Source organism: Streptomyces sp. NPDC030809 (assembly GCF_055572195.1).
This window is the reverse complement of sequence record NZ_JBVIDV010000022.1, coordinates 78,709-105,297: the sequence shown is the minus strand read 5'-3', so window position 1 is coordinate 105,297 and position 26,589 is coordinate 78,709. Positions and strand designations below refer to the sequence as shown.

Here is a 26,589-nt window from a genome sequence, read left to right as displayed (position 1 = left end):
GAGTGGGATCAGCTGTCGAACCCGAGGCCGAAGCGGTCCAGCGTCTTCAGCCAGAGGTTGCGCCGCCCGGCCCGCTCGTCCGCCCGGGCCAGCGACCACTTGGTGAGCGAGATGCCGGTCCACTTGAAGGGCTCCGGCGGGAAGGGCATCGGCTTCTTGCGGACCATCTCCAGCTCGGTCCGCTCCGTGCGCTCCCCGGCGAGCATGTCGAGCATGACGTCCGCGCCGAAGCGCGTCGCGCCGACCCCGAGCCCGGTGTACCCGGCGGCGTACGCGACCTTGCCGGAGTGCGCGGTGCCGAAGAAGGCCGAGAAGCGCGAGCAGGTGTCGATCGCGCCGCCCCAGGCGTGGCTGAAGCGGATCCCCTCCAGCTGCGGGAAGCAGTGGAAGAAGTGCCCGGCGAGCTTCAGGTAGGTCTCGGGACGGTGGTCGTACTCCGAGTCCAGCTTGCCGCCGTACGGATAGATGGCGTCGTAGCCGCCCCACAGGATGCGGTGGTCCGGGGTGATCCGGAAGTAGTGGAACTGGTTGGCGCTGTCGCCCAGCCCCTGCCGCTTCTTCCAGCCGACCGCGTCGAGCTGCTCCGGGCTGAGCGGCTCGGTCATCAGCGCGTAGTCGTAGACCGGCACGGTGTACGGCCGGATGCGCTTGACCAGGGAGGGGAAGATGTTGGTGCCGAGGGCCACCCGGCGGGCCAGGATCCGGCCGTACGGGGTGCCCACGGCCATGCCGGGCCCGCTGGACTTCAGGCTCAGCCCGCGGGTGTTCTCGTAGATCCGCACCCCGAGGCCGAGGCAGGCCTCCTTGAGGCCCCAGGCCAGCCGCGCCGGGTTGAGCATGGCCACGCCGTCCCGGTCCCACAGCCCGCCGAGGAAGGTGGGCGAGTCGATCTCGGCGCGCAGCGCGTCGCGGTCGAGGAACTCGTACCCGCCGGCCAGGCCCAGGCGTTCGGCCTCGGCGTGCAGTTCCCTGAGCTCCTCCACCTGGTGGGGCTCGGTGGCCACGTCGATCTCACCGGTGCGCTCGAAGTCGCAGTCGATGCCGTAGCGGGCCACCGCCGCCTCGATCTCGTCGAGGTTGCGGGCCCCCAGCTCCTCCAGCCTGGCGAGCTCGCCGGGCCAGCGGGTCAGCCCGTTGTAGAGCCCGTGGGTGAGGGAGGCGGCGCAGAAGCCGCCGTTGCGGCCGGAGGCGGCCCAGCCCACCTCGCGGCTCTCGATGAGGACCACGTCCCGCTGCGGGTCGCGCTCCTTGGCCAGGAGCGCGGTCCACAGTCCGCTGTAGCCGCCGCCGATGACCAGGAGGTCGCAGTGCTCGTCCCCGGTGAGGGCGGGCAGCGGGGCGGGCTTGCCGGGGTCGTCGAGCCAGTACGAGACCGGCAGTGCTTCGGAAAGGGATGAGGCAACGGTACGCATGGCGACTGGGGCCATGGTTTCCAACTCCTTACGGAACTGCTTGCTCAGTGCTGCTGCTTCTTCCGCCGGCTGGTCACGACCTGGCCGGCGAGGACCACCAGCACCGCGATGACGAACATCGCCGTGCCGATGACGTTGATCTGCACGGGCGTACCCCGCTGCGCCGATCCCCACACGAACATGGGGAAGGTGACGGTGTTGCCCGAGTTGAAGTTCGTGATGATGAAGTCGTCGAAGGACAGGGCGAAGGAGAGCAGGGCGCCGGCGGCGATGCCGGGGGCCGCGATCGGCAGGGTCACGCGCAGGAAGGTCTGCACGGGCCCGGCGTACAGGTCGCGGGCCGCCTCCTCCAGCCTCGGGTCCATCGACAGCACGCGCGCCTTGACGGCGGCGACGACGAAGCTGAGGCAGAACATGACGTGGGCGATCAGGATCGTCCAGAAGCCCAGCTCGATGCCCATGTTGAGGAACAGGGCGAGCAGCGAGGCGGCCATCACGATCTCCGGCATGGCCATCGGCAGGAAGATCAGCGAGTTGACCGCGCCGCGGGCCCGGAACCGGTAGCGGACCAGGGCGAAGGCGATCATCGTGCCGAGCACGGTGGCGCCTATCGTCGACCACAGGGCGATCTGGAGGGACAGCGAGAGGGAGCCGCACATGTCGGCGACCCCGCACGGGTCCTTCCAGGCGTCCAGCGAGAACTCCTGCCAGGCGTAGTTGAACCGCCCGGTGGGGTTGTTGAAGGAGAAGACGGTGACCACGACGTTCGGCAGGGTCAGGTAGGCGAGGGTGCCCAGACCCGCGATGACGACGAGGTTGCGGCGGAGCCAGCCCACGGGAGCGCTCATCAGACCAGGTCCTCCGTCCCCGCTCGGCGGATGTAGATGGTGACCATGATCAGCACGATGGCCATGAGGATGAACGACAGCGCGGCCGCCGTCGGGTAGTCGAGGATGCGCAGGTACTGCGACTGGATGACGTTTCCGATCATCCGGGTGTCCGTGGAGCCGAGCAGCTCGGCGTTGACGTAGTCGCCGCTCGCCGGGATGAAGGTGAGCAGGGTGCCCGAGACCACGCCCGGCATGGACAGCGGGAAGGTCACCTTGCGGAAGGTGGTCGCGGGGGTGGCGTACAGGTCCCCGGCGGCCTCGTGGAGGCGGGTGTCGATCCGCTCCAGCGAGGTGTACAGCGGAAGGATCATGAACGGCAGGAAGTTGTACGTCAGACCGCAGACCACGGCGAGCGGGGTGGCGAGCACCCGGTTGCCCTCGGTCATGCCCAGCCAGCTGGTGACGTCGAGGACGTGCAGGCCGTTCAGGGCGCCGACCACCGGGCCGCCGTCGGCGAGGATCGTCTTCCAGGCCAGGGTGCGGATCAGGAAGCTGGTGAAGAACGGCGCGATGACCAGGATCAGCAGCAGGTTGCGCCAGCGGCCGGCCCGGAAGGCGATCAGGTAGGCCAGCGGGTAGCCCAGCAGCAGGCAGAGCACGGTGGCGGTGCCCGCGTACAGCAGGGAGCGCAGGAACTGCGGGTAGTACTCGGTGAAGGCGTCCCAGTAGGTCTGGAAGTGCCAGGTGACCTCGAACCCCTCTTCGAGGGAGCCCGTCTGCACGGAGGTCGAGGCCTGGTAGACCATCGGGAGGACGAAGAACACCAGCAGCCACAGGATGCCGGGGAGCAGCAGCCAGTACGGCACCAGCCGCTTGCGGGCCGAGGGCCTGTGGACGGGGGGCTCGGCGGCCGGGGCGGCGGCGGTCACGCGCTCTCCTCGACGGTCTCGATGCCCGCGTCGATGTCCTGGGCCGCGTCCAGCCCGAACGTGTGCGCCGGGTTCCAGTGCAGGACCACCTCGGCGCCCGCGGTCAGCCGGGTGTCGCGCTCGATGTTCTGCACGTACACCTCCAGCTCGGGGCAGACCGGGCTGTCGACGACGAACTGGGTGGAGACGCCGATGAAGGAGGAGGCGGTGATCCGGCCGGTGACCTTGTTCCGGCCGGCCGCGACGGTGTGCTCCTCCTCGGCGGGAACCAGCGAGACCTTCTCCGGGCGTACGCCGACGAGCAGCTTGCCGCCGGTGCGCGGGGTGGTCGAACATCGCTCCCCCGGCAGCCGGAGCCGGGTGCCGGCGGCGGAGACCACGACCTCGTCCCCGGCGGCCTCGACGGAGGCCTCGATCAGGTTCGAGGTGCCGAGGAAGTTGGCGACGAAGGTGGTGCGCGGGTTCTCGTAGAGCTCGGCGGGGGCGCCCATCTGCTCGACCCGGCCGCCGTTCATGACCGCGACCGTGTCGGCCATGGTCATGGCCTCCTCCTGGTCGTGGGTGACGTGCACGAAGGTGATGCCGACCTCGGTCTGGATGCGCTTGAGCTCCAGCTGCATCTGGCGGCGCAGCTTGAGGTCGAGCGCGCCGAGGGGCTCGTCGAGGAGCAGCACCTGCGGGTGGTTGATGAGCGCGCGGGCCACGGCGACGCGCTGCTGCTGGCCGCCGGAGAGCTGGTGCGGCTTCTTGCGGGCGTGCTCGCCGAGCTGGACGAGCTCGATCATGTCGTCCACCTGCTTCTTGACCGACTTGATGCCGCGGCGGCGCAGTCCGAAGGCGATGTTCTCGGAGATGTCCATGTGCGGGAAGAGCGCGTAGCTCTGGAAGACGGTGTTGACCGGGCGCTTGTACGGCGGGAGGTGGGTGACCTCCTGGTCGCCGAGGAAGACGGTGCCGGTGGAGGGCTCCTCCAGGCCGGCGATCATGCGCAGGGTGGTGGTCTTCCCGCAGCCGGAGGCGCCGAGCAGGGCGAAGAAGGAGCCCTGCGGGATGGTCAGGTCGAGCGGGTGCACCGCGGTGAAGGAGCCGTAGTGCTTGCTGATGCCGGTGAGGCGGACATCGCCGCCTGCGGTCTTGTCAGTCATGGGTCGCGGTCCCAAGGGTGGTGTCGGAAGGGGAGCGGGAACGCCCGTCAGGCGCCGATGAGCTTGGCGAACTTCTCTTCGTACGCCGTCTCTTCCGCGCTGGTGAGGGAGCGGAAGGCATGGGACTTCGCCGCCATGGCCTTGTCCGGGACGATCAGGGTGTTGTTCGCGAGCTCCGGGTCGATCTTGGCGAGCTCGTCCTTGACCCCGTCGACGGGGCAGACGTAGTTGATGTACGCGGCCAGCTGGGCGGCGACGGGGAGCTCGTAGTAGTAGTCGATGAGCTTCTCGGCGTTGGCCTTGTGCCGGGCCTTGGCGGGGACGAGCAGGTTGTCGCTGGAGGTGATGTATCCGGCGGCGGGGATCGCGAACTTGATGTCCGGGTTGCCGGCCTGCAGCTGGATGACGTCGCCGGCCCACGCGACGCAGGCGGCGAGGTCGCCCTTGTCCAGGTCGGCGGTGTAGTCGTTGCCGGTGAAGCGGCGGATCTGCTTCTTGTCCACGCCCTTCTGGAGCCGGCCGATGGCCGCGTCGTAGTCGGCGTCGGTGAAGTGCGCCGGGTCCTTGCCCATGTCGAGCAGGGTCATGCCGACCGTGTCGCGCATCTCCGTCAGGAAGCCCACCCGGCCCTTGAGCGAGGGGTCGTCCAGGAGCTGGGTGACCGAGTCGACCTTCTTCCCGCCGGTCGCCTTCGCGTTGTAGGCGATGACGGTGGAGATGCCGGTCCACGGGTACGAGTACGCCCGTCCCGGGTCCCAGTCGGGGCTGCGGAACTGCGGGGACAGGTTCGCGAAGGCGTGCGGCAGGTGCGCGGGGTCCAGCTTCTGCGCCCAGCCCAGCCGGATCATGCGGCCGGCCAGCCAGTCGGTGACCACGATCAGGTCGCGGCCGGTGTCCTGGCCGGCGGCGAGCTGCGGGCGGATCTTGCCGAAGAACTCGACGTTGTCGTTGATGTCCTCGGTGTACTTGACCTTGATCCCGGTGCGTTTGGCGAACGCGTCCAGCGTGGGGCGGCTCTTCTCGTCCTCGCTGATGTCCATGTACTCGGTCCAGTTGGAGAAGTTGATCACCTTCTCCTGGGCCGAGTGGTCGTCGGAGGCCGGTGCGTCGCCGCCCTCGCGCTTGGCGGGCGGGATCCCGCAGCCGGCCAGGCCCGCCAGGCCGCCGACCGTGAGCGCCCCGACGCCCGAGGCGCGCAGCAGCGAGCGGCGGGTCAGGGCCCCGCGGCCGCTTTCGAGGCTGCGCCGCATCGCGGCAAGCTGTACCGCGGAGAGGCGGTCGGGCTCGTACTGCTCCATGCGCTGTGCCCTTTCGGGTGTGGTGTGTCCGCTGGTCGGGCGGAGCGCTGCTATCGGTCCCCGAAGATCGTGCGGTGCCAGTCCTTGGCCGCCACCGCGGTGTTGTCGTACATCACGTGCTTGACCTGCGTGTACTCCTCGAAGGAGTACGCCGACATGTCCTTGCCGAAGCCGCTGGCCTTGTAGCCCCCGTGCGGCATCTCGCTGATGATCGGAATGTGGTCGTTGACCCAGACGCAGCCCGCCTTGATCTCGCGGGTGGCGCGGCCGGCCCGGTAGACGTCGCGGCTCCAGGCGGAGGCGGCGAGCCCGTAGGGGGTGTCGTTGGCGAGGCGGATGCCCTCGTCGTCGGTGTCGAAGGGCAGCACGACCAGGACCGGGCCGAAGATCTCGGACTGGACCACCTCGCTGTCCTGGGCGGCGCCGGTGATCAGGGTGGGCCGGTAGTAGGCCCCGTCGGCCAGCTCGCCCTGCGGGGCCTCGCCGCCGGTGACCACGGTGGCGTAGCCGCGGGCGCGCTCCACGAAGGCGGCGACGCGGTCGCGCTGCACGTGGGAGACGAGCGGGCCGAGGTCGGTGCCGGGGGCGAAGGGGTTGCCCAGCCGTACGGTCTCCATCAGCTCGGCGGTGCGGGCGACGAAGGCCTCGTAGACCGGGCGCTGGACGTAGGCGCGGGTGGCGGCGGTGCAGTCCTGGCCGGTGTTGATGAGGGAGCCGGCGACCGCGCCGTGGGCGGCGGCCTCGATGTCCGCGTCGTCGAACACGACGAAGGGGGCCTTGCCGCCGAGCTCCAGGTGGAGCCGCTTGACGGTGGCGGTCGCGATCTCGGCGACCCTCTTGCCGACGGCGGTGGAGCCGGTGAAGGAGGTCATGACCACGTCGGGGTGGCCGACCAGGTGCTCGCCGGCGGTGCGGCCCGCACCGGTGACGATGTTGATCACACCGTCCGGGATCCCGGCCTCCTTCGCCGCCTGGGCGAACATCAGCGAGGTCAGCGGGGTCAGCTCGGCGGGCTTGAGCACGATCGTGTTGCCCGCGGCGACCGCCGGGAGGATCTTCCAGGCAGCCATCTGGAGCGGGTAGTTCCACGGGGCGATGGAGCCCACCACCCCGATCGCCTCGCGGCGTACGTACGAGGTGTGGTCGCCGGAGTACTCGGCGGCGGCCTGGCCCTGGAGGTGCCGGGCGGCGCCCGCGAAGAAGGCGGTGTTGTCGATGGTGCCCGGCACGTCGAACTCGGTGGTGAGCTTCAGCGGCTTGCCGCACTGGAGCGACTCTGCGAATGCGAAGTCCTCGGCCTGCTCGGCGAGCACGGCGGCCAGCCGGTGCAGGGCGTCGGAGCGCTCGCCGGGGGTGGCGGCGGACCAGGCGGGGAAGGCGGCCTTGGCCGCGGCGACCGCCGCGTCCACGTCGGCCGTGGAGGCCAGCTCGTAGGTGAGCACGTCCTCTCCGGTGGCCGGATCGACCACCGTGTGCGAGTGTCCCGAGGTACCGGACCTCAGGCGCCCGTCGATGTACTGCGCGCCGTCTGCGAAGCGGTCCTTAACCTGGAAGCGGTTGCCCATCACGCTCTCCGTAGCTCCAGCTCGAATTGAGTGCCGATCCTGACAGAGGCATTCGTCTCCGCCAAGTGATTCCGTTGTTGCCTTTTGATTACGCGACGGAATCGGTCGACCATGTGTCGCGTCGATCCGTAAATCCCGTACGAAGTGTCCGTGGCGACTGCCAGACTCGCGTGCATGGAGAAGATCGACAAGCTGATCGAGCAGGTCAACCGTGGTGTCCGGGTGAAGTACCTGCCGTTCTGGGGCCACCGGCCGCGGCCGGACGGCTCCCTCGGCCCGAGCTGCCTCAGCCAGTGGTGGCCCTCTCCCTTCACCGTCGGTGACGTCACGTATGCAACCGCCGAGCACTGGATGATGGCCGGCAAGGCGCGGCTCTTCGGGGACCCGGAGGCGGAGGCCGCCGCCCTGTCCGCGCGGACCCCGGCGGAGGCGAAGAAGGCCGGGCGGCTGGTGCGCGGTTTCGACGGCCCGGTCTGGGAGCGGGAGCGCTTCGGGATCGTGGTGGCCGGAAGCGTGCACAAGTTCGCCTCCTCCCCGCAGCTCACCGCCTACCTGCTGGGCACCGGGGAGCGGGTCCTGGTGGAGGCCTCCCCGATGGACCGCATCTGGGGCATCGGCCTGGCCGCGGACGACGAGCGCGCGCTGGATCCGGCGCGCTGGCGCGGGCTGAACCTGCTGGGCTTCGCCCTGATGGAGGCGCGCGAGCGGCTGCGGGCGGGGGCGGGCGGCGCGGGGTGACCCCCCGGGCGCGGAGGCCGCGGCGGGCTTGTCGCCCCGCCGCGGCCCGCGCGCTTCCCGCTCCCGTGTCCGGCCGCGGCTCAGGCGGCCGTCCGGCGGTGCACCTGGGTGATCTCCAGCGGCTCGGGGGTGCCCCCGTCCTCGTCCCCGCCCACCTCACCGTTGACCACGCCGACGACGAGCAGGGCGACGAGGACGAGTCCGAGGACGGTGCCGATCGAGCCGAGGATGATCCCGGCCAGCGCCTGTCCGGGGTTGGTGGCCTCCCCGCGCCGGACCCGGCCGCGGCCGAGGACCCCGCAGACCAGGGCCGAGATGCCGAGGATCACCGCGAGGAAGCTGGTGCAGAACAGGCACACGGACAGGATGCCGAGCACCATCGCGACCGTGCCGAGCGTGTTGTCCGCCTGCGGCACACCCCAGCCCGGCTGACCGGCGTACGGGCTGCCGGGGTACGGCTGCCCGGGGTACGGCTGCCCCGGATACCCGTACCCGGGTGCGCCCGGGGCGCCGTACGGCGTCGTCTGCTGCGGCGGGACCGGGTACGCCGGGATGAAGTTCGGCGGAACCTCCGGCCCGGCCCCGGGTGTCCCGGCCGTCGTCGGCTGGTGCCCCCAGGGACCGGGCTGCCCGGGCGCGGCATACGGAGGCGGAGCGGAACCGGACGCCCCGGGCGGCGCGAACGGGTTCGGTGCCCCGGGCTGACCGGACGGCCCGGGCGGCGCGAACGGATTCGGTGCCTCCCCGGCCCCGCCCTGCGGGCCCGCCCCCGCCCCGGGCACGCCGTAACCGCCCGCCGGCACCCAGTCCCCACCGGGCACCTGCTGCCCGCCGAGGGGCGCACCGGACGGCGCGGGGGCCGCACCGGCGGCCTTGGCGAACGGATCGGCCGCCGGGGCCCCGCCCGTGGCGGCGGACTGGGCGAACGGATCGGCGGGCGCACCGGCCGCATCGGCGGGGGCACCGGACGGCGTTCCCCCTGCGGCTTCGTACGCCGGCGGGGCGGCGGGGTTGCTCGCGGGAGCGCCGCTCGTGGCGGCGGGGGCGGCCGCCGGGCCGGGCTCCGCTGCGCCCGCGGGCGCCGGGCCGGGCGCGGAGTCCGGCGCGGGCACGGGCGCAGGCGGTGCGGGGTCGGGGTCGGGCCGTGTCGCGGGGGTCCGGCCTTCGGCCCGTTCCTTGCCCAGCCGGACCTTCGGCGGTTCCGGTGGTGCCCACGGGTCCCGGGACGGCTCCTGCTCGGGCCCCGGATGCTGGTCGGACATGTGTTCAGGCCCCCTCTCGTACGGCCATGCTACGGGCTGCCCCCGACGGCACTCCGGCCTGCCTACGATGATCCCGAACCGCCCCTACCCCTCGACCGGAGGCCCTCATGCCCGATCTGCACGCGTTCATCGCGGGGCTGCCCAAGGCGGAGCTCCACGTCCACCACGTCGGCTCGGCCTCCCCGCGCATCGTCGCCGAACTCGCTGCCCGACACCCCGACTCCAAGGTGCCCACCGACCCCGAGGCGCTCGCCGACTACTTCGTCTTCACGGACTTCGCCCACTTCATCGAGGTCTACCTGTCGGTCGTCGACCTCGTGCGCACCCCCGAGGACGTCCGGCTGCTCACCTACGAGATCGCCCGCGACATGGCCCGGCAGAACATCCGCTACGCCGAGCTCACCATCACCCCGTACTCCTCCACCCGCCGCGGCATCGAGGAGAAGGCCTTCATGGCCGCGATCGAGGACGCCCGCAAGGCCGCCGAGGACGAGCTCGGCGTCGTGCTGCGCTGGTGCTTCGACATCCCCGGCGAGGCCGGCCTGGAGGCCGCGGCCGAGACCGCCCGGCTGGCCGTGGACCTGCGCCCGGAGGGCCTGGTCTCCTTCGGCCTCGGCGGCCCCGAGATCGGCGTGCCGCGCCCGCAGTTCAAGCCGTACTTCGACCAGGCCCGCGCGGCCGGCCTGCACAGCGTGCCGCACGCGGGCGAGACCACCGGACCGGAGACCGTCTGGGACGCGATCCGCGAGCTCGGCGCGGTGCGCATCGGCCACGGCACGAGTGCGACCCGGGACCCGGAGCTGCTGGCGTACCTCGCCGAGCACCGGATCGCGCTGGAGGTCTGCCCCACCTCGAACATCGCCACGCGCGCCGTCGCCGACCTCGACGAGCACCCCGTCAAGGAGATGGTGGCCGCCGGGGTGCTGGTCACCATCAACAGCGACGACCCGCCGATGTTCGGCTCGGACCTCAACAACGAGTACGCGGTCGCCGCCCGGCTGCTGGACCTCGACGAGCGGGGTCTCGCGCAGCTCGCCAAGAACGCCGTGGAGGCCTCCTTCCTCGACCCGGCCGGCAAGGCGGAGCTCAGCGCGGAGATCGACACGTACACCGCCGCCTGGCTCGCCCGCTGACGACCGCCCAGAATGGGCCCATGCGCACCCTGACGGCCGTCGGCCACCGCGGAGACCCGTACGCCGCCCGTGAGAACACCCTGCCCTCGCTGCGCTCGGCCCTCGCACGGGGTGCGGACGCGGTCGAGATCGACGTGCGGCTGACCCGCGACGGGGTGCCCGTACTGATGCACGACGAGGACCTGCGCCGGCTGTGGCGGCACGAGGTGCGGCTGGACGCGATGACCGCGGCCCAGCTGCGCGAGCTCACGGCCGGCGAGGTCCCGACCCTGCGGGAGGCCCTGATGGCCGTCGGGGCCGCCCGGGTCATGATCGACCTGCCGGGGGCCACGGCGGAGTCCGTCCGCGCGGTGGTCGGACTGGTGCGCGAGTGCGGGGCGCGGGAGCGGACGTACTACTGCGCGGGCGCGGACACGATGCTGGCCGTGCGGGCGGCCGACCCGGGGGCGGAGATCGCCCTGACGTGGACCAGCCTGAGCCCGCCGCGGCGGGTGCTGATCGACGCGCTGGCGCCGCGCTGGCTGAACTACCGCTGGGGGCTGCTGAGCCGGGGCCTCACGGATGCCGTGCACCGGGAGGGGCTCCTCGTCTCGGCGTGGACGGCCGACACGAAGCGGACGATGCGGCGGCTGGTCGCAGCGGGCGCGGACTCCATCACCACGAACCGCCCGGACGCCCTGGCGGCGGTCCGCACCGAAGCGGGCCTGCGGGACGCATGAGGAAGTTTCGGCCCTGCCCCGTAAGCAGTCGGCCTCCGACAGGGCGGCCCCGCCCCCACCTGTGCGCATAAGATCCCTTATTGCGGAGGGCCGGGAGGAGCCGAGGGGTTGGCGGAAAACGTCCCGCCACCAGTCACCACCTACTAGCCTGGCGCAATGGTAGACGTGGGGGTCAGCGAGCTGCGGCGAAGCCGCGACCGGCTCGCAAAGCGGGGAGCAGCAGCCGAGAGCGACGGGGACCAAGCCACCTGCGGGCTCCTCCTCTTCTACGCCGCCGAGAATGCCTTGAAGGCAGAGATCTTGCGCCGGATCCTCCGACGGCAGGACACGTCGGGCCTTCCCGGCCATCTACGCTCGCACAACCTTCGCGGCTTGGCCAAGGCTCTGAACCTTCGCGACCCCACTTCCGGCCCCGATCCGTTGCGCTGCCGTCGACACAAGGGCGGCTCTTGGATCGAGCCCCATGAGCTTCACGAAGCATGGCGTTATGGTGCAGAACTGCACCCGAGTGATCAAAAATCGGCGTTGGAAGCTCTCAAAGCACTGGTGGAGGACGCCAGGAAAGGATCTTGAGCGGTATGACTGGGAAGCTCTTCACGTGGGTGGACATCGATTCCCAGCTGGCGGAGGCAGCTGTCGAGGGCAAGTGGCCGGCCTGGCTGCTGGAAGTGGACGCGTGGTGGGACGCACTCGAGCTAACGGTCCTGCCGGGCACCAAGGCTCTCGACGTGCGGAGCTGGCTCGATGGCCAGTTCGGCCTCGGCTCGGCAGCAGACCGCGGCCTCGGACTGGAGTTGGCGCTGGACCGCCCTCCGGCACACGCACCTCGCTCCTTGCCCGTCCGCCTTGTGGAATCGGCTGGTTCAGCGGCCCCGGATCGTCGGCCACGGCTGAGCGAGCGTCGCATCACCGCGGCCTTGGCGGATCCCCTACCCCGCCCGGCGTCTGCTCAGTTCGCCAGCGAGAAACAGCTGGTTGCCTTCTACTCGTTCAAGGGCGGCGTCGGACGCACCCTCCACGCTGTGGCGCTCGCGGATTCCCTGGCCGCACAGGGCCAGCACGTCCTCCTGGTAGACGCGGACCTGGAGGCTCCTGGAATCAGCTGGATGTACCAGGCGCAAGGGGGCCGCTGCGACATCTCCTATGAAGACCTTCTGTCGCTCCTGCATTCCTCCCACCAAGGCGATCCCACCCCCGCCGTGCAGATCGCCGCCGCCTACCTGCCAAACCAACGGGTCTCCCACTATCCGGGAAGCGGCCGTGTAACTGTTCTCCCAGCCAGTCGACGCGCTCGATTGGGGCCACCGCACATCACGCCGGCTGACCTCTTGACCGAGGACCGCTCCCCCTATTTCTTGAGCGAGTCACTAGCCGCACTGGCAGTTGCAGCAGAAGCCGACACCGTCGTCCTCGATCTTCGTGCCGGGGCCTCCGAGCTGGCAGCTCCCATCCTCATGGACCCGCGTGTGATGCGGATCTTCGTTACCACGGTCAGCAGCCAGTCCCTGCAGGGCACCGAGACCATGATCCGCCAGCTCGGCGTCCACTCCCCCGCCGCAGCCGCCACCGACCCAACACCGGGCGCAATCGTCACGCAATACCGGCTCGACGTCCACGATGCACACGCCGAGGACGCACGCGTCAGGCTCTCCACGGCACTCTCTTCGGCGATCACGCGGGAAGCTCCAGCCGACTACACGCCGGAAGACCTGGCTGTGGACGAACAGATCTTGACCGAGCCACTGCTCAGCCCGTTTCGCGACGAGCTACTGGCCCTGCCGCAGAGTTGGGACTCTGTGGTCGAGGTCGTCCGCCGCTGTGGTCTCTCGGACTTGCTGAGCGACTTCGCACCCGGTGTTGTCCAGCCTGCCTCCGCTGTCGGTGTGCCGGACACCCCTCTGCACGAACGTCGGCGCGCCCTCGAAAGGACTGCGCGCCAACTCATCTTTGCCGAACGACAGGGCATGGACTCGGGCCTCGGCTTCTTGACCACCGAACCAGTGCGTCGCCTGATCTCAGACCACAGCACCGACCTGCCCGTCACGGTAGTTGTGGGATCGAAGGGCGCGGGCAAAACCTTCACGTTCGCCAGAATGTGCACGGCAGGCAGCTGGGACGCCTTCGCACAAGAGAACGGCCAGCACATTCAGCGGTCGGCGATGATGGTTCCGGTCCTCGACCCGGCCAATATCTCTGAGTCCTCAACCGGAATTTCGCCCCAAGGCCTGAGAGACCGAGCGGCAGGCGGATCGGGTATCACCGCTGACGCCATCCGGAGCCATCTGAACGCCGGCCTCCGAAACGAGAGCGCCGAGGATTCGGATTTCTGGCTGCAGCGATGGCTGGAGTGCCTGGCCTGGGCAGCTGGCGCCGAGCGCGACGAGTCGGCCGAGGAGTTCCTCATCCGGCGAACCTTCAGTACGACCGGCGCCCACCTGTTCATCATCGATGGCTTGGAGGACTGGCTGGAGCTGCTGGATTCGGAGGCAAAGCGAATTGCCCTCCGAACGCTGCTGATCGAAGTGCCGGCCTGGCTTCGCCGCTTGCGCAACCGTTCTCTCGGCATGGTGGTCTTCGTACGCCAGGACCTGGTCCGTGCAGCCATCAAACAAAACCTCGGCCAGTTCTTGGACCGCTATGCGCCCTACGAACTCCGGTGGGACACCGAAGACGCACTGCGTCTGTCGTTGTGGGTCGCAACGAACGCAAAAGCTGTGGCTGCTCCAGTGCTTCCCATGGCAGACATGACCTTTGACGGCATCGTGCAAGCGTTGCTCCCTCTGTGGGGAGCGAAACTCGGCACAGAGAACTCACGCGAGGCGGGCACTGACCGGTGGGTCCCAGCAGCTCTCGCCGACTTCAACAAGCAGATCCAGGCACGCGATGTCGTCCGCTTCCTGTGTGAAGCAGCAGCCGCCTCTCAGGATGACGAGCGCTGGGGTGACCGGGTACTGACTCCGGCAGCGATGCGCCATGCCCTCGGAGAGTGCAGTCGACAGAAGATCGATGAGATCAACCAGGAAAATCCGCGTCTGGGCAAACTGCTAAAGGACATGGCCAACTTCGCGGACACCGTCAAGATGCCCTTCGAAGCCGCGGATGTGGCTCTGAGCACCGACGACGTGGAGGCCCTGAAGCAGTGGGGGGCATTGGCCAGGGACTCGGACGGCCGCTACCGCATGCCCGAGATCTACCGGCACGCCCTCGGGTTTCGGACCCTCGGCAGAGCACGCGTGGTGAAGGACCTCTGAACCTTTTCACGTGATGACGTTTGAGCCCGTTCATTGGAAGGTGAACGGGCTCAAACGTTACAGGCCCACGATCGCGTTCCAGCGTTTCGCGAACGGGCGCCGCTCCGCGGCCGAGATGTCCCGCGCGATGGCGAGCCGCTTGCGCATCTCCCCGTCCGGGAAGACGAGCGGGTCCTCGGCCAGCGCAGCCGTGTCCGCGTCGTCGGAGTCGGCCAGGACGTCCCGCGCGGCCGGCACCGGGCACACGTAGTTGACCCAGGCCGCCAGCTCCGCGGCCACCTCCGGCCGGTAGTAGTGGTCGATCAGCGCCTCCGCATTGGCCTTGTGCCGCGCGAGGTTGGGCACCAGCAGGCTCTCCGCCCAGAGTTCGGCCCCCTCCTCGGGGACGACGAACTCGATGTCGGGGTTGTCGGCCTGGAGCTGGATCACGTCCCCGGAGTACGCCTGGCAGGCGAGCACGTCCCCCGTGGACAGGTCCTTGATGTAGTCGTTGCCGGTGAAGCGCCGGATGTGCTTCTTGCGCACCAGCCCCTCCACCCGGTCGCACACCCGGTGGAAGTCCGCCTCGGTCCACCGCGTGACGTCCACCCCGTCCCCCTGCATGAGCAGCGCGAAGGACTCGTCCAGCCCGGACAAGAGGGTGACCTTGCCCGCGAGTTCGGGCCGCCACAGGTCGGCCGTCGACTTCAGCTCGCGGCCCAGCTTCCGGCGGTTGTACGCGATGCCCGTGATCCCGCACTGCCAGGGCACGGTGTGCATCCGGCCCTGGTCGAAGGCGGGCGAGCGCAGCTGCGGGTCCAGGTGCTCGGCCACGTTCGGCTGGGCCGTGCGGTCCATCTCCTGCGCCCAGCCCAGCCGGACGAACCGGGCCGCCATCCAGTCGCTGACGACGAGCAGGTCCCGCCCGGTCTCCTGGTGGTTCATCAGGGAGGGGCTGACCTTGCCGAAGAACTCGTCGTTGTCGTTGATCTCCTCGGTGTAGCGCACCTGCACCCCGGTGCGCTCGGTGAACGCGTCCAGCGTGGGCCGGCGCGACCGGTCCTCGTCGTCCGTGTCGATGTACAGCGGCCAGTTGGCGAAGGCGACGCTCCGGTCGGCGGCCGACCGGTCGGCCGCGGCGCGCCGCCCCTCCTCGACGTACGCCGCGGGCACGCCGCAGCCGGTGAGGGCGGTCAGGAGACCCGCCGCGCCGAGGCCGCGCAGCGCCGCGCGGCGGGAGATCGTGGGGGGTGCGATGCGTGGGGCCATGCGCACACCTTCGGCGGAACGCGGAGGGGCGGGCAATAGACAGTCTGTCTACTGCCCGCCCCTCCGGGGAACGGACGTGATCAGCCGGCCGGGGTGCCGGCCGCGGCTCAGCCGTCGAGCGAGGTCATCACGTGCTTGATGCGGGTGTAGTCCTCGAAGCCGTACGCGGAGAGGTCCTTGCCGTAGCCGGACTTCTTGTAGCCGCCGTGCGGCATCTCGGCGACGAGGGGGATGTGGGTGTTGATCCACACGCAGCCGAAGTCGAGGTTCTTGGACATGCGCATGGCGCGGGCGTGGTCCTTGGTCCACACGGAGGAGGCGAGGGCGTACTCGACGCCGTTCGCGTACTCCAGGGCCTGGGCCTCGTCCGTGAAGGACTGGACGGTGATGACCGGGCCGAAGACCTCGTTCTGGATGATCTCGTCGTCCTGCTTGAGGCCGGAGACGACGGTCGGGGCGTAGAAGTAGCCCTTGTCGCCGACCTGGTGGCCGCCCGCCTCGACCTTGGCGTGCGCGGGGAGGCGCTCGATGAAGCCCGCGACCTGCTTGAGCTGGTTCGGGTTGTTCAGCGGGCCGTAGAGCACGTCCTCGTCGTCCGGCTGGCCGGTCTTGGTGTCGGCGGCGGCCTTGGCGAGGGCGGTCACGAACTCGTCGTGGACGGACTCGTGCACGAGCACGCGGGTGGCGGCGGTGCAGTCCTGGCCGGCGTTGAAGTAGCCGGCGACCGCGATGTCCTCGACGGCCTTGGCCAGGTCGGCGTCCTCGAAGACGACGACGGGGGCCTTGCCGCCGAGCTCCAGGTGGACGCGCTTGACGTCCTTGGAGGCGCTCTCGGCGACCTGCATGCCGGCGCGGACCGAGCCGGTGATGGAGGCCATCGCCGGGACCGGGTGCTCGACCATGGCCTTGCCGGTCTCGCGGTCGCCGCAGATCACGTTGAAGACGCCCTTGGGCAGGACGGAGTCGATGATCTCGGCCATGAGCACGGTGGAGGCCGGGGTGGTGTCCGAGGGCTTCAGCACCACGGTGTTGCCCGCGGCGATGGCCGGGGCGAACTTCCACACGGCCATCATCATCGGGTAGTTCCACGGCGCGACCTGGGCGCAGACGCCGACCGGCTCGCGGCGGATGATCGAGGTCATCCCGTCCATGTACTCGCCGGCCGAGCGGCCCTCCAGCATGCGCGCCGCGCCCGCGAAGAAGCGGATCTGGTCGACCATGGGCGGCAGCTCCTCGCTGGCCGTGAGGCCGAGCGGCTTGCCGGTGTTCTCGGACTCGGCGGCGACGAGCTCGTCGGCGCGGGCCTCGAAGGCGTCCGCGATCTTCAGCAGGGCCTTCTGGCGCTCCGCCGGGGTGGTGTCGCGCCAGCCCGGGAAGGCGGCCGCGGCGGCGGCCATGGCCGCGTCCACGTCGGCCTGGCCGGACAGCGGAGCGGTCGCGTACACCTCGCCGGTGGCGGGGTTGACCACCTCGGTGGTCCGCCCGTCGGCGGCGTCCCTGAACTCTCCGCCGATGTAGTTGCGCAGACGACGCAGTTCGGTGGTCACTACAGCCACTCTCCTGATCACATGTCCAATGGTTGAGACAGTCCCCCAGCCTAGTCCCTCGGGTGACGCTTTCGACAGAGCCAGACCCCACCAACTACGAAATCAGTGTCTTTGGATCACCACAACAACGGATTTCATTGATTTCGGGTTGCGGAACTGTCGAGTCCTCGTGCACAGTGAGGTCGTGGTCAGTCGAAGCACAGATGCCAGGAACAGACAGCCGTCCCCTTCGGTCGATGCTGTGTCGCTGGCGATCATCGAGCAACTGCAGGAGGACGGACGCCGTCCGTACGCAGCAATCGGCAAGGCCGTCGGCCTGTCGGAGGCCGCCGTGCGCCAGCGCGTGCAGAAACTGCTCGACCAGGGCGTCATGCAGATCGTCGCCGTCACGGACCCGCTCACGGTGGGCCTGCGGCGCCAGGCGATGGTCGGCATCAACGTCGAGGGGGACCTCGACCCGGTGGCCGACGCGCTGACCGCGATGGCCGAGTGCGAGTACGTGGTGATGACCGCGGGCTCGTTCGACCTGATGGTGGAGATCGTCTGCGAGGACGACGACCACCTGCTGGAAACGATCAACAAGCGGATCCGCACGCTCCCCGGCGTGCGATCCACCGAAAGCTTCGTCTACCTGAAGCTGAAGAAGCAGACCTACATGTGGGGAACCCGATAGCCGTGACCCAGGACCTGTCCAAGACCGCGTACGACCACCTGTGGATGCACTTCACCCGCATGTCCTCGTACGAGAAGTCCCCCGTCCCCACCATCGTGCGTGGCGAGGGCACCTACATCTACGACGACAAGGGCAAGCGCTACCTCGACGGTCTCGCCGGACTGTTCGTGGTCAACGCCGGCCACGGCCGCAAGGAGCTGGCCGAGGTCGCGTACAAGCAGGCCCAGGACCTCGCGTTCTTCCCCGTGTGGTCCTACGCCCACCCGAAGGCCGTCGAGCTGGCCGAGCGCCTCGCCGACTACGCCCCGGGCGACCTGAACAAGGTCTTCTTCACCACCGGCGGCGGCGAGGCCGTCGAGACCGCCTGGAAGCTCGCCAAGCAGTACTTCAAGCTCAAGGGCAAGCCCACCAAGTACAAGGTCATCTCCCGCGCGGTCGCCTACCACGGCACCCCGCAGGGCGCCCTGTCGATCACCGGCCTGCCGGCCCTCAAGGCCCCCTTCGAGCCGCTGGTCCCCGGCGCCCACAAGGTGCCGAACACCAACATCTACCGCGCCCCGATCCACGGCGACGACCCCGAGGCCTTCGGCCGCTGGGCCGCCGACCAGATCGAGCAGCAGATCCTCTTCGAGGGCCCCGACACCGTCGCCGCGGTCTTCCTGGAGCCCGTGCAGAACGCCGGCGGCTGCTTCCCGCCGCCGCCCGGGTACTTCCAGCGGGTCCGCGAGATCTGCGACCAGTACGACGTGCTGCTCGTCTCCGACGAGGTCATCTGCGCCTTCGGCCGCCTCGGCACGATGTTCGCCTGCGACAAGTTCGGCTACGTGCCGGACATGATCACCTGCGCCAAGGGCATGACCTCGGGCTACTCCCCGATCGGCGCCTGCATCGTCTCGGACCGCATCGCCGAGCCGTTCTACCAGGGCGACAACGTCTTCCTGCACGGCTACACCTTCGGCGGGCACCCGGTGTCCTCCGCGGTGGCGCTGGCCAACCTCGACATCTTCGACAAGGAAGGCCTCAACCAGCACGTGCTGGACAACGAGGGCAACTTCCTCTCGACGCTGCAGAAGCTGCACGACCTGCCGATCGTCGGCGACGTCCGCGGCAACGGCTTCTTCTACGGCATCGAGCTCGTCAAGGACAAGAACACCAAGGAGTCCTTCACGGACGAGGAGACCGAGCGCGTGCTCTACGGCTTCCTCTCCAAGGCGCTCTTCGACAACGGCCTCTACTGCCGTGCCGACGACCGCGGCGACCCGGTCATCCAGCTGGCCCCGCCGCTGATCGCCGACCAGGGCACCTTCGACGAGATCGAAGGCATCCTGCGCTCGGTGCTCACCGAGGCGTGGACCAAGCTGTAACCACCCCCAGACTCCCAGGCCAACCGTCCCGGCCTGGCGAGCCAGGCTCTCCCAGGACGTTGCGGGTCCTGCTGAGCCCATGACAGCCACCCTCACCGCTGTCATGCCCCACGGCCCGGATGCGCCCGTTCGAGTGAGAACGGGCGGGTCCGGGCCGTGTGCCGTCCGCCCCGCGCGCCTCCCGCTCCTTACGGTGCCTCGTGACCGATCGGCCGCAGCTTCGTTCCCCCGTACGGGGGAGCCGGGCAGCGAGTCCGGTCCGCAGTCGATGTGAACCGAGGTGTACGCCATGGTGGCCCCGCCCGACAACGATGTGCTCTGGGCACGCTCCCTGCACCACTCCCACCGCGGCTCCCCCGCACTGAGCGGGGTGTCCGTCGGGGTCCGCGCCGCCGAGGTCCTCGCCGTCACCGGCCCCCGCGGCAGCGGCAAGACCACCCTGCTGCGCTGCCTGTCCGGACAGCTGCGGCCCGACGAGGGCGAGGTCTGGTTCAACAGCCTCCCCGTCCACACCATGGGCCCCCTCGCCCGGGAACGGCTCCGCCGCGACCGCTTCGGCTGGATCGGCCCCGAACCGCAGCTCGTCCCCGAGCTCACCGTGTGGGAGAACGCCGCCCTGCCGCTGCTCCTCGCCGGCACCCCGCACCGCACCGCCAAACGAGCCGCCGCCGAATGGCTGGACCGGCTCGACATCGGCCCCGCCGCCCGCCGCCGCCCCGCCTCCCTCGGCCGCGCCGACGCCCAGCGGGTGGCCCTCGCCCGCGCCCTGGTCGCCCTGCCCGCCGTGGTCTTCGCCGACGAGCCCACCGCCCCCCTGCACCGGGCCGAGGCCGCCCAGCTGCTGCGCACCCTCACCACCGCGGCCCGCTCCCACGAGATCACCGTGGTCCTCGCCACCCACGACGAGGAGACCGCCGCCCACGCCGACCGCCGGGTGGCCCTCCTCGACGGCCGGACCGCCGGCGCCGCAGGCCCGCACCCCACCGACACGGAGGGCCGGGCCCCGTGCTCACTCTCCGTCTGACCCGCGGCTCCCGGCCCCTGGTCCAGCTGCGCCGGCTCCTCGTCGCCGCCGCCTCCGCCGGGACCGGCTTCCTCCTCCTGTACGTCCTCGCCGGGGCCGTGGCCCGGCCGCAGGGCTCCGCCCCCCGGCTGCTGTGGTGCCTCGTGCCCCTCGCGCTGACCGTGCAGTTCGCCGTCGCCGTCGCCCGCACCGACCCCGCCACCCGGACCCGCGAGGGACTGTCCGCCATGGGCCTGGGCCGGGTCCGGCTCACCGTGGTCGCGGCCCTCTCCACCGCGATCTCCTGCGCCCTCGGCAGCGCCCTCGCCCTGCTGGTCTTCCTGCACCTGCGCGGGGACATCGCCGGGCTCCCCTTCGACGGGGCCGCAGCCCGGGCCCTCCACGCCGACCGGCCGTTCCCCGTACCCGCCGCCCTCACCCTGCTGGCCCTGGTCCCCCTCGCCGGAGCCCCCGCGGCCGCCCTCGCCCAGCGGCCGCGCGCCGCCCGCCCCCCGCAGCAGCTCCTCCCCTGGGGGGTGGCCCTGCTCGCCGCCGGATTCGCCGTCCTCCTCTACGGCGGCCGGCACCCCGCGGGCGCCCTCGCCGGCTGGTCCCTCACCACCGCCGGACTCGCCCTGGCCGGACCGGCCGTCACCCACGGGGCCGGCGCCCTGGTCCGGCTCGTACGGCCCGGCGCCGCCCGGCTGCTCGCCGGCCGCGCCCTCCAGGAAGAGGCCGCCCGCATCGGCCCGCCGCTCGGCGTGCTGTGCGCGATGGCCGCCGCCGCCCTCGCCCTCCCCGCGCTGCGCGACCGCGTCGGAGTGCCGCTCGGCCCGCTCACCGCCCCCGCCGCGGCCCTCGCCGCCCTCTGCGCCGCCGCCACCCTCCTCGTCACCGCCGTGGAATCGCGCCAGGCCCGGCAGGCCACCCGCGAGGCGGTACGGGACCTCGGCACCGCCGGACCCGTCCTGCGCACCGCCGCCTGCCTGCGCGTCCTCGCCCTCCTCCTGTGCTGCGCCCCCCTGGTCTGGGCGGTGGCCCGGCTGACCACGCTCGCCCTCACCCGCTGAGCGGCCCCGCGGAAGGGCGCCGTAGGGTGGCCGGGTGGGCACGCGACAGGCAGCAGGCTTCGAAATAGAGACCCTGGCCGAGTTCGACCGGGTGGCGGCCGGCGGCTCGCTCTGCGGCTACCGCATCCAGTCGGTCGACCTCCGGGAGCGCACCCTCGCGCTGCTGTCGCTGGACACCTCGGCCGCCGTCTTCCTGGGCTGCCCCATGGAGGCCGACGCCGCGGCGAAGGTCCGGGCGGACGGGGCGCTGGTCTTCCCGCCCATCCCCGACCTGCCCTTCAACCCGTACCGCGCGCTGCTCTACACCCCCGGGGAGCTCTTCGACGGACTGTCCGAGGGGTACGAGGCCACCCCGGACTTCCTCGCGTACGACTGGTTCCAGGAGACCAGGGCCGACGGGGACGTCCTGTCCTCGATGCTGCGCTCCCTCCACGACGACGCCATCTCCGACGCCCTCGACGAGCTCCTCGACGGCGCCCGCGTGGTCGGGGTGATGGGCGGGCACGCCATGGCCCGGGGCGGCGAGCCGTACGCGGGCGCGGCCCGGCTGGGCCGGACCCTGGCCCGCACCGGCCTGACCGTCGCCACCGGCGGCGGCCCCGGCGCGATGGAGGCCGCCAACCTCGGCGCCTACCTGGCCCCCTTCGAGGACGGGGCGCTGGCGGAGGCACTGGAGCGGCTGGCCGGCTGCCCGTCCTTCACCCCCTCGGTCACCGACTGGGCGGGCGCGGCCTTCGCGGTGCGCAAGCAGTGGCCGGGCGGCGGTGACTCGGTCGGCATCCCCACCTGGTTCTACGGCCACGAGCCGCCCAACGCCTTCGCCGGCCACATCGCGAAGTACTTCGCCAACGCGACCCGGGAGGACGGACTGCTCGCCCGCTGCAACGCGGGCGTGGTGTTCCTGCCCGGCGCGGCCGGCACCGTACAGGAGATCTTCGACAACGCGACCCCGAACTACTACGGGTCGCGCGGCGAGCCGACCCCGATGGTGCTGGTGGACCGGGCCCACTGGACCGAGCGCCTGCCCGCCTGGCCCCTGCTGCGGACCCTGGCCGCGGGCCGGCCCATGGCCGCGCGGATCGCGCTGGTCGACTCGGTGGACGAGGCCCCGGCGGCCCTGGCCGCCATGGCCTGACCCGGACCGGCCGCCGCTCCGAGGCAACCCCGGAGCCCCCGGACACGTCTGGCATGCGGAGCGCAAAACATGCGCAGCAACCGCAGAACCCGCAGAACCTGCCAGAAGTGAACGGAGCCCCCTGTGCTCATAGGCCTGCTGACCGCCGTCGCGGCGTCGATCTGCTACGGCACGGGATCGGTGCTGCAAGCCGTGGGCTCCCGCCGGTCCGCCCGCGCCGAAGCCGGCTCGGGCACCACCCAGCACGGCGGCCCCAACCTGTCGTCCACCGCCAAGGCGGCGATGACCTGGGAGTTCATCGTCGGCACCGTCCTCGACTTCGTCGGCTTCGGGCTGGGCGCGCTCGCCGCCCGACTGCTGCCCCTCTTCCTCTCCCAGACCGTGATCAGCGCCAACCTCGTGATCACCGCCGTGCTGAGCGTCAGGATGCTCGGCATCCGGCTCAGCCGCAGGGAATGGGCCTCGATCGGCGTGGTCTGCGGGGCGCTGGTGCTGCTGGCGACGGCCGCGGGCCACGAGGGCGGCCACCACGCGGACCGCTCCACGCACTGGTGGCTGCTGGCCGTCACCGTGCTCCTGATGCTCGGCGGCACGGTCGCCGTCCGCCTCCTCGGCGCGCGCGCCGCGATCCTCGCCGGCCTGCTGTCGGGCCTGGGCTTCGGCGCCCTGGGCGTCGGCGTCCGCATCCTCGACGGCATCGACCCCTTCGACCTGACGGCCCTGCTCACCGACCCGGCCCTGTACGCGATCGTGATCGCGGGCGTCGGCGGCATGTACCTGCACACGGTGGCCCTCCAGATCGGCTCCGTCAACGGGGCCACGGCGGCGCTGGTCGTCGGCGAGACGGTGCTGCCGGGGGCGATCGGCGTCCTGTGGCTCGGCGACGCGTCCCGGGCGGGCTTCGGGTGGCTGGCGGTCCTCGGGTTCGCGCTGGCCGTGGCCGGTGCGGTGGCCGTCGCGTGGTACGGCAACCACGACCCCGCCCCCGCCCCCGCCCCCGCCCAGGCGGAACCCCGCCCGCCGGTCCCGGTCCCGTAACCCGGCGCCCGTCCCGGGGGCTCTGCCCCCGGACCCCCGCGCCTCAAGCGCCGGCGGGGCTTGATCCTGCCCGGCAGGATCCAGATCCCGAGCCGGGTTGTGCCCCGCACTCGACACGCGGCCGGGGCCCAATCAAGCCCGTCCGGCGATTGAGGACCGGGGGTCCGGGGCCAGAGCCCCCGAAACCAGCCCGCCGCGTTGAGGCGTGCGGGCCCGGGGCAGAGCCCCAACACCCAGCCCCGCCAGCGCTTGAGGCGCGCAGGCCCGGGGGCAGAGCCCAGCCCAGCCCCGCCGGCGTTTGAGGCGCGCAGGCCCGGGGGCAGAGCCCAAAAACCAGCCCCGCCGGCGTTTGAGGCGCGGGGGTCCGGGGCGGAGCCCCCGAGGCAGTTCCAGCCCCGCCGGCGTTTGAGGCGCGGGGTCACGGGGCGGAGCCCCGTGCAGCTACGGGGTCGGCAGCGGCACGACCTCGGACGCCGCGAAGGCGACACCCACCCGCGCCCCCACATCCGGCGCACCCACCAGCTCGCACTCCGCCTCGAGCCCCGGCCCCCCGGCCCCCGGCCGCAGCCCCAGCGCCACGTGCGCCCCCCGGAACGTCCGCGAGACCACCTCGCACTCCAGCCCGTCCGCCACCGCGACGACCCGCACCCCCGCCGGCCGCACCAGCAGTCGGCAGTCCCCCTCGGCCGTCCCCTCCGGAACGGGGATCTTCCCCCAGGGCGTGTCCGCGCAGGGCCCCGTCACCCGGCCCGGCACCACGTTGTCGAAGCCCAGGAAGCGGGCCACGAACTCCGACGCCGGCCGCTGCCACACCTCCAGCGGCGTACCCGCCTGCGCGATCCGCCCCTCCTGCATCACGATCACCCGGTCGGCGAGGGCGAAGGCCTCGCCCTGGTCGTGCGTCACGGCCAGCACGGTCGTGCCCAGCGCCGAGAACAGCGCCCGCAGCTCGACCACCAGCCGCTCCCGCAGCCCCCGGTCCAGCTGCCCCAGCGGCTCGTCCAGCATCAGCAGGCGCGGCCGCGGCGCCAGCGCCCGCGCCAGCGCCACCCGCTGCTGCTCCCCGCCGGACAGCGCGGCCACCGCCCGGCGGCCCGCGCCCGGCAGCCCCACCAGCTCCAGCAGCTCGGCGACCCGGGCCTCCCGCTCGGCCCGCCCGACCCCGTGCATCCGCAGCCCGAAGGCGACGTTCCCGGCGACGTCCCGCTGCGGGAACAGCTGGTGGTCCTGGAACATCAGGCCCACCCCGCGCCGGTGCACCGGCACCCCGCCCTGGTCGGCCCCGTCCAGCCGCACCCGCCCGGCGGCCGGCTGGAGCCCGGCGATCACCCGCAGCAGCGTGGACTTCCCGCTGCCGCTGGGCCCGAGCACGCAGACCGTCTCGTGCGCGTCCACCGTCAGGTCCACCGCGTCGAGCACCGTACGCGCCCCGAAGCGGACCGAGATCCCGTCCAGTTCCAGCAGCGCCATCAGAACTCCCCGGATGATCGCTCGGGCCGCAGCCGCTCCAGCACCAGCAGGGACACCGCGCACACCCCCATCAGAATCGTGCTCAGGGCCATCGCCTGCCCGTAGTTCAGCTCCCCCGCCCGCCCGAGCAGCCGGGCCACGGCCACCGGCAGCGTGGGCCGGTCCGGCCGGGCGATGAAGACCGTGGCGCCGAACTCGCCGAGCGAGACGGCGAACGCGAACCCGGCGGCCACCAGCAGCGCCCGGCGCACCAGCGGCAGGTCCACCTCCCGCCAGGCCCGCAGCGGGGAGGCCCCGAGCACCGCCGCGGCCTCCCGCAGCCGCCCGTCCACTGCCCGCAGCACGGGCAGCATGGTGCGCACCACGAACGGCACCCCGACCAGCGCCTGCGCCAGCGGCACCAGGATCCACGAGGTCCGCAGGTCCAGCGGCGGCTCGTCGAGGGTGATCAGGAAGCCGAAGCCGACGGTGACCGCGGACACGCCCAGCGGCAGCATCAGCAGCGCGTCGAACCCGCGGACCAGCGGTCCGGCCCGCCGGGTGAGCGCGGCGGCCGCCAGCCCGCCGACGAGCAGGGCGATGGCGGTGGCGGCCAGCGCGTACTCCAGGGAGTTGCCGATCGCCTCCAGCGGCGGCACCAGGAAGGTCCCGCCGCCCGCACCCTCGTCCCCGAGGGCCCGGTAGTAGGCGGTGCCGTACCCGCCGGGGGTGTCGAAGGACCGTTCCACCAGCACCCCGAGGGGCAGCAGGAGCAGCAGGGCCACCGTCAGCAGCACCCCGCCCAGCAGGGCCCGCTGCCCGGCGCCCCGCACCCGGTGCGCGGTCCCCGCCGGGTCCACCAGCCGCAGGGCGGTCTCCCGCCGGCGGACCGTGCGGGCGTGCACGGCGAGGATCAGCCCCACGGCCGCGAACTGCACCAGGGTCAGCACGGCCGCCGTCGGCAGGTCCAGCAGCTGCGCCGTCTGCCGGTAGACCTCCACCTCCAGGGTGGAGTACGCGGGCCCGCCGAGGATCTGGACGACGCCGAAGGAGCTGAAGGTGAAGAGGAAGACCATGAGGGCGGCGGCGGCCACGGACGGGCCGAGCGCGGGCAGGGTCACCCGCCGCCAGGCCCCGAACCGGCTCGCGCCCAGCACCCGGGCGGCCTCCTCCTGCCGCGGGTCGAGCTGGGCCCACAGGCCGCCGACGGTCCGCACCACGACGGCGTAGTTGAAGAAGACGTGGGCGAGCAGGATCGCCCACACGGTGGTGTCGAGCCGCACCCCCCACAGCTCGTCGAGCAGCCCGCCGCGGCCGACGAGGGCGAGGAAGGCGCTGCCGACGACCACCGTGGGCAGCACGAAGGGCACGGTGACCACGGCCCGCAGCAGCTGCTTGCCGGGGAAGTCGAACCGGGCGAACACGTACGCCCCGGGCAGCGCGACGACCAGTGTCAGCGCGGTGGAGGCCAGCGCCTGCCAGGTCGTGAACCACAGCACCTCGGCGATGTCCGGGCGGCCCAGCACCTCGCCGATCCGCCCGAACCGCCAGCCGGCGCCGGTGTCGAAGCCGCGGCCGACGATCGCGGCCACGGGATACGCGAAGAACAGCCCGAAGAAGGCGAGCGGCAGGGCCATCAGGGCCAGCCGGGCCGCGAGGGCGCGGGTGGGGGGGGGGGGGGGGGGGGACCCCCCCCCCCCCCCGGCTGATGCCTGGGATGGCAACACCGCAAGGCACAAAGAGATCCGACGCCTCACACCCGCCCCCCTGTTCGCCGTCT

The 26,589-nt window shown here is 71.5% G+C and carries 21 protein-coding genes; 10 read left to right on the top strand and 11 right to left on the bottom strand.

The features are described 5' to 3' along the window. Positions 1–8 precede the first annotated feature (8 nt). Genes ACZ407_RS26765 through ACZ407_RS26740 form a run of 6 tightly spaced genes read right to left on the bottom strand, consistent with a single transcriptional unit; the run spans position 9 to position 7,179 of the window. Positions 9–1,427: an NAD(P)/FAD-dependent oxidoreductase gene (locus ACZ407_RS26765; protein WP_468132503.1), complete on the bottom strand. Its 1,419-nt coding sequence runs from the start codon at positions 1,425–1,427 to the stop codon at positions 9–11. Between the two features lie 29 nt (positions 1,428–1,456). Then, entirely contained in the window at positions 1,457–2,260 is an 804-nt protein-coding gene (locus tag ACZ407_RS26760; RefSeq protein WP_468132501.1) for an ABC transporter permease, read from the bottom strand. Continuing rightward, a complete protein-coding gene (locus ACZ407_RS26755; RefSeq protein ID WP_468132499.1) occupies positions 2,260–3,171 on the bottom strand; it encodes an ABC transporter permease in 912 nt (303 codons plus the stop codon). The genes ACZ407_RS26760 and ACZ407_RS26755 overlap by 1 nt, the downstream gene beginning before the upstream one ends. Further along, positions 3,168–4,316 carry an ABC transporter ATP-binding protein gene (locus ACZ407_RS26750; RefSeq protein ID WP_468132497.1) on the bottom strand — a complete coding sequence of 383 codons (1,149 nt, stop codon included), beginning with the start codon at positions 4,314–4,316 and terminating at the stop codon, positions 3,168–3,170. The genes ACZ407_RS26755 and ACZ407_RS26750 overlap by 4 nt, the downstream gene beginning before the upstream one ends. 47 nt (positions 4,317–4,363) lie before the next feature. Next, positions 4,364–5,614, bottom strand: coding sequence for a polyamine ABC transporter substrate-binding protein (locus ACZ407_RS26745; RefSeq protein WP_468132495.1), 1,251 nt, complete (start codon positions 5,612–5,614; stop codon positions 4,364–4,366). A 50-nt stretch (positions 5,615–5,664) separates the two neighbouring features. Then, the gene (locus ACZ407_RS26740) at positions 5,665–7,179 is read right to left on the bottom strand and encodes a gamma-aminobutyraldehyde dehydrogenase (RefSeq protein ID WP_468132493.1); all 1,515 of its coding nucleotides are present in this window, start codon (positions 7,177–7,179) and stop codon (positions 5,665–5,667) included. A gap of 174 nt (positions 7,180–7,353) precedes the next feature. Between ACZ407_RS26740 and ACZ407_RS26735 the strand changes: the two genes are divergently transcribed. Next, positions 7,354–7,917 (top strand): NADAR family protein, encoded by a 564-nt coding sequence (locus tag ACZ407_RS26735; RefSeq protein WP_468132599.1) that lies wholly within the window; start codon positions 7,354–7,356, stop codon positions 7,915–7,917. Between the two features lie 80 nt (positions 7,918–7,997). On the opposite strand, the gene ACZ407_RS26730 is transcribed toward ACZ407_RS26735, so the two are convergent. Beyond that, positions 7,998–9,179, bottom strand: a complete 1,182-nt coding sequence (locus ACZ407_RS26730) for a DUF4190 domain-containing protein (RefSeq protein ID WP_468132491.1) — start codon at positions 9,177–9,179, stop codon at positions 7,998–8,000. Positions 9,180–9,286: 107 nt separating this feature from the next. On the opposite strand from ACZ407_RS26730, the gene ACZ407_RS26725 reads away from it, so the two are divergent. From ACZ407_RS26725 to ACZ407_RS26715, 3 genes are all read left to right on the top strand, one after another. Further along, positions 9,287–10,312, top strand: a complete 1,026-nt coding sequence (locus tag ACZ407_RS26725; protein ID WP_468132489.1) for an adenosine deaminase — start codon at positions 9,287–9,289, stop codon at positions 10,310–10,312. A 20-nt stretch (positions 10,313–10,332) separates the two neighbouring features. Beyond that, entirely contained in the window at positions 10,333–11,031 is a 699-nt protein-coding gene (locus tag ACZ407_RS26720; RefSeq protein ID WP_468132487.1) for a glycerophosphodiester phosphodiesterase, read from the top strand. A gap of 578 nt (positions 11,032–11,609) precedes the next feature. Then, positions 11,610–14,282, top strand: a complete 2,673-nt coding sequence (locus ACZ407_RS26715) for a MinD/ParA family ATP-binding protein (protein WP_468132485.1) — start codon at positions 11,610–11,612, stop codon at positions 14,280–14,282. Positions 14,283–14,339: 57 nt separating this feature from the next. Here the strand turns inward: ACZ407_RS26715 and ACZ407_RS26710 are convergent, their stop codons facing one another. Next, positions 14,340–15,530, bottom strand: a complete 1,191-nt coding sequence (locus tag ACZ407_RS26710) for an ABC transporter substrate-binding protein (RefSeq protein WP_468132483.1) — start codon at positions 15,528–15,530, stop codon at positions 14,340–14,342. Positions 15,531–15,637: 107 nt separating this feature from the next. Continuing rightward, complete coding sequence (locus ACZ407_RS26705) at positions 15,638–17,077, bottom strand: gamma-aminobutyraldehyde dehydrogenase (RefSeq protein WP_468132481.1); 1,440 nt, start codon at positions 17,075–17,077, stop codon at positions 15,638–15,640. 169 nt (positions 17,078–17,246) lie between these two features. On the opposite strand from ACZ407_RS26705, the gene ACZ407_RS26700 reads away from it, so the two are divergent. The 6 genes from ACZ407_RS26700 (at position 17,247) to ACZ407_RS26675 (ending at position 23,360) form a co-directional block, all read left to right on the top strand. Further along, a complete protein-coding gene (locus ACZ407_RS26700; RefSeq protein WP_226739912.1) occupies positions 17,247–17,750 on the top strand; it encodes an Lrp/AsnC family transcriptional regulator in 504 nt (167 codons plus the stop codon). Then, positions 17,735–19,114 (top strand): aspartate aminotransferase family protein, encoded by a 1,380-nt coding sequence (locus tag ACZ407_RS26695; RefSeq protein WP_468132479.1) that lies wholly within the window; start codon positions 17,735–17,737, stop codon positions 19,112–19,114. Before ACZ407_RS26700 ends, ACZ407_RS26695 begins: the two co-directional genes overlap by 16 nt. 289 nt (positions 19,115–19,403) lie before the next feature. Next, the gene (locus ACZ407_RS26690; protein WP_468132477.1) at positions 19,404–20,138 is read left to right on the top strand and encodes an ABC transporter ATP-binding protein; all 735 of its coding nucleotides are present in this window, start codon (positions 19,404–19,406) and stop codon (positions 20,136–20,138) included. Beyond that, a complete protein-coding gene (locus ACZ407_RS26685) occupies positions 20,120–21,187 on the top strand; it encodes a hypothetical protein (protein WP_468132475.1) in 1,068 nt (355 codons plus the stop codon). The genes ACZ407_RS26690 and ACZ407_RS26685 overlap by 19 nt, the downstream gene beginning before the upstream one ends. A gap of 34 nt (positions 21,188–21,221) precedes the next feature. Next, on the top strand, positions 21,222–22,322 hold the full coding sequence (locus ACZ407_RS26680) for an LOG family protein (protein WP_468132473.1): 1,101 nt from the start codon (positions 21,222–21,224) through the stop codon (positions 22,320–22,322). Between the two features lie 123 nt (positions 22,323–22,445). Beyond that, positions 22,446–23,360 carry a DMT family protein gene (locus ACZ407_RS26675; RefSeq protein ID WP_468132471.1) on the top strand — a complete coding sequence of 305 codons (915 nt, stop codon included), beginning with the start codon at positions 22,446–22,448 and terminating at the stop codon, positions 23,358–23,360. 441 nt (positions 23,361–23,801) lie between these two features. Here the strand turns inward: ACZ407_RS26675 and ACZ407_RS26670 are convergent, their stop codons facing one another. Next, positions 23,802–24,830, bottom strand: a complete 1,029-nt coding sequence (locus tag ACZ407_RS26670) for an ABC transporter ATP-binding protein (RefSeq protein ID WP_468132469.1) — start codon at positions 24,828–24,830, stop codon at positions 23,802–23,804. Beyond that, positions 24,830–26,446: an ABC transporter permease gene (locus ACZ407_RS26665; protein ID WP_468132467.1), complete on the bottom strand. Its 1,617-nt coding sequence runs from the start codon at positions 26,444–26,446 to the stop codon at positions 24,830–24,832. The genes ACZ407_RS26670 and ACZ407_RS26665 overlap by 1 nt, the downstream gene beginning before the upstream one ends. Between the last annotated feature and the right edge of the window lie 143 nt (positions 26,447–26,589).

Coding starts and splice junctions, on each gene's coding strand:
- ACZ407_RS26765 (WP_468132503.1), bottom strand. CDS start 1,427: ATGGCCCCAGTCGCCATGCGTACCGTTGCCTCATCCCTTTCCGAAGCA.
- ACZ407_RS26760 (WP_468132501.1), bottom strand. CDS start 2,260: ATGAGCGCTCCCGTGGGCTGGCTCCGCCGCAACCTCGTCGTCATCGCG.
- ACZ407_RS26750 (WP_468132497.1), bottom strand. CDS start 4,316: ATGACTGACAAGACCGCAGGCGGCGATGTCCGCCTCACCGGCATCAGC.
- ACZ407_RS26745 (WP_468132495.1), bottom strand. CDS start 5,614: ATGGAGCAGTACGAGCCCGACCGCCTCTCCGCGGTACAGCTTGCCGCG.
- ACZ407_RS26740 (WP_468132493.1), bottom strand. CDS start 7,179: ATGGGCAACCGCTTCCAGGTTAAGGACCGCTTCGCAGACGGCGCGCAG.
- ACZ407_RS26735 (WP_468132599.1), top strand. CDS start 7,354: ATGGAGAAGATCGACAAGCTGATCGAGCAGGTCAACCGTGGTGTCCGG.
- ACZ407_RS26730 (WP_468132491.1), bottom strand. CDS start 9,179: ATGTCCGACCAGCATCCGGGGCCCGAGCAGGAGCCGTCCCGGGACCCG.
- ACZ407_RS26725 (WP_468132489.1), top strand. CDS start 9,287: ATGCCCGATCTGCACGCGTTCATCGCGGGGCTGCCCAAGGCGGAGCTC.
- ACZ407_RS26720 (WP_468132487.1), top strand. CDS start 10,333: ATGCGCACCCTGACGGCCGTCGGCCACCGCGGAGACCCGTACGCCGCC.
- ACZ407_RS26715 (WP_468132485.1), top strand. CDS start 11,610: ATGACTGGGAAGCTCTTCACGTGGGTGGACATCGATTCCCAGCTGGCG.
- ACZ407_RS26710 (WP_468132483.1), bottom strand. CDS start 15,530: ATGGCCCCACGCATCGCACCCCCCACGATCTCCCGCCGCGCGGCGCTG.
- ACZ407_RS26690 (WP_468132477.1), top strand. CDS start 19,404: ATGGTGGCCCCGCCCGACAACGATGTGCTCTGGGCACGCTCCCTGCAC.
- ACZ407_RS26670 (WP_468132469.1), bottom strand. CDS start 24,830: ATGGCGCTGCTGGAACTGGACGGGATCTCGGTCCGCTTCGGGGCGCGT.
- ACZ407_RS26665 (WP_468132467.1), bottom strand. CDS start 26,446: ATGGCCCTGCCGCTCGCCTTCTTCGGGCTGTTCTTCGCGTATCCCGTG.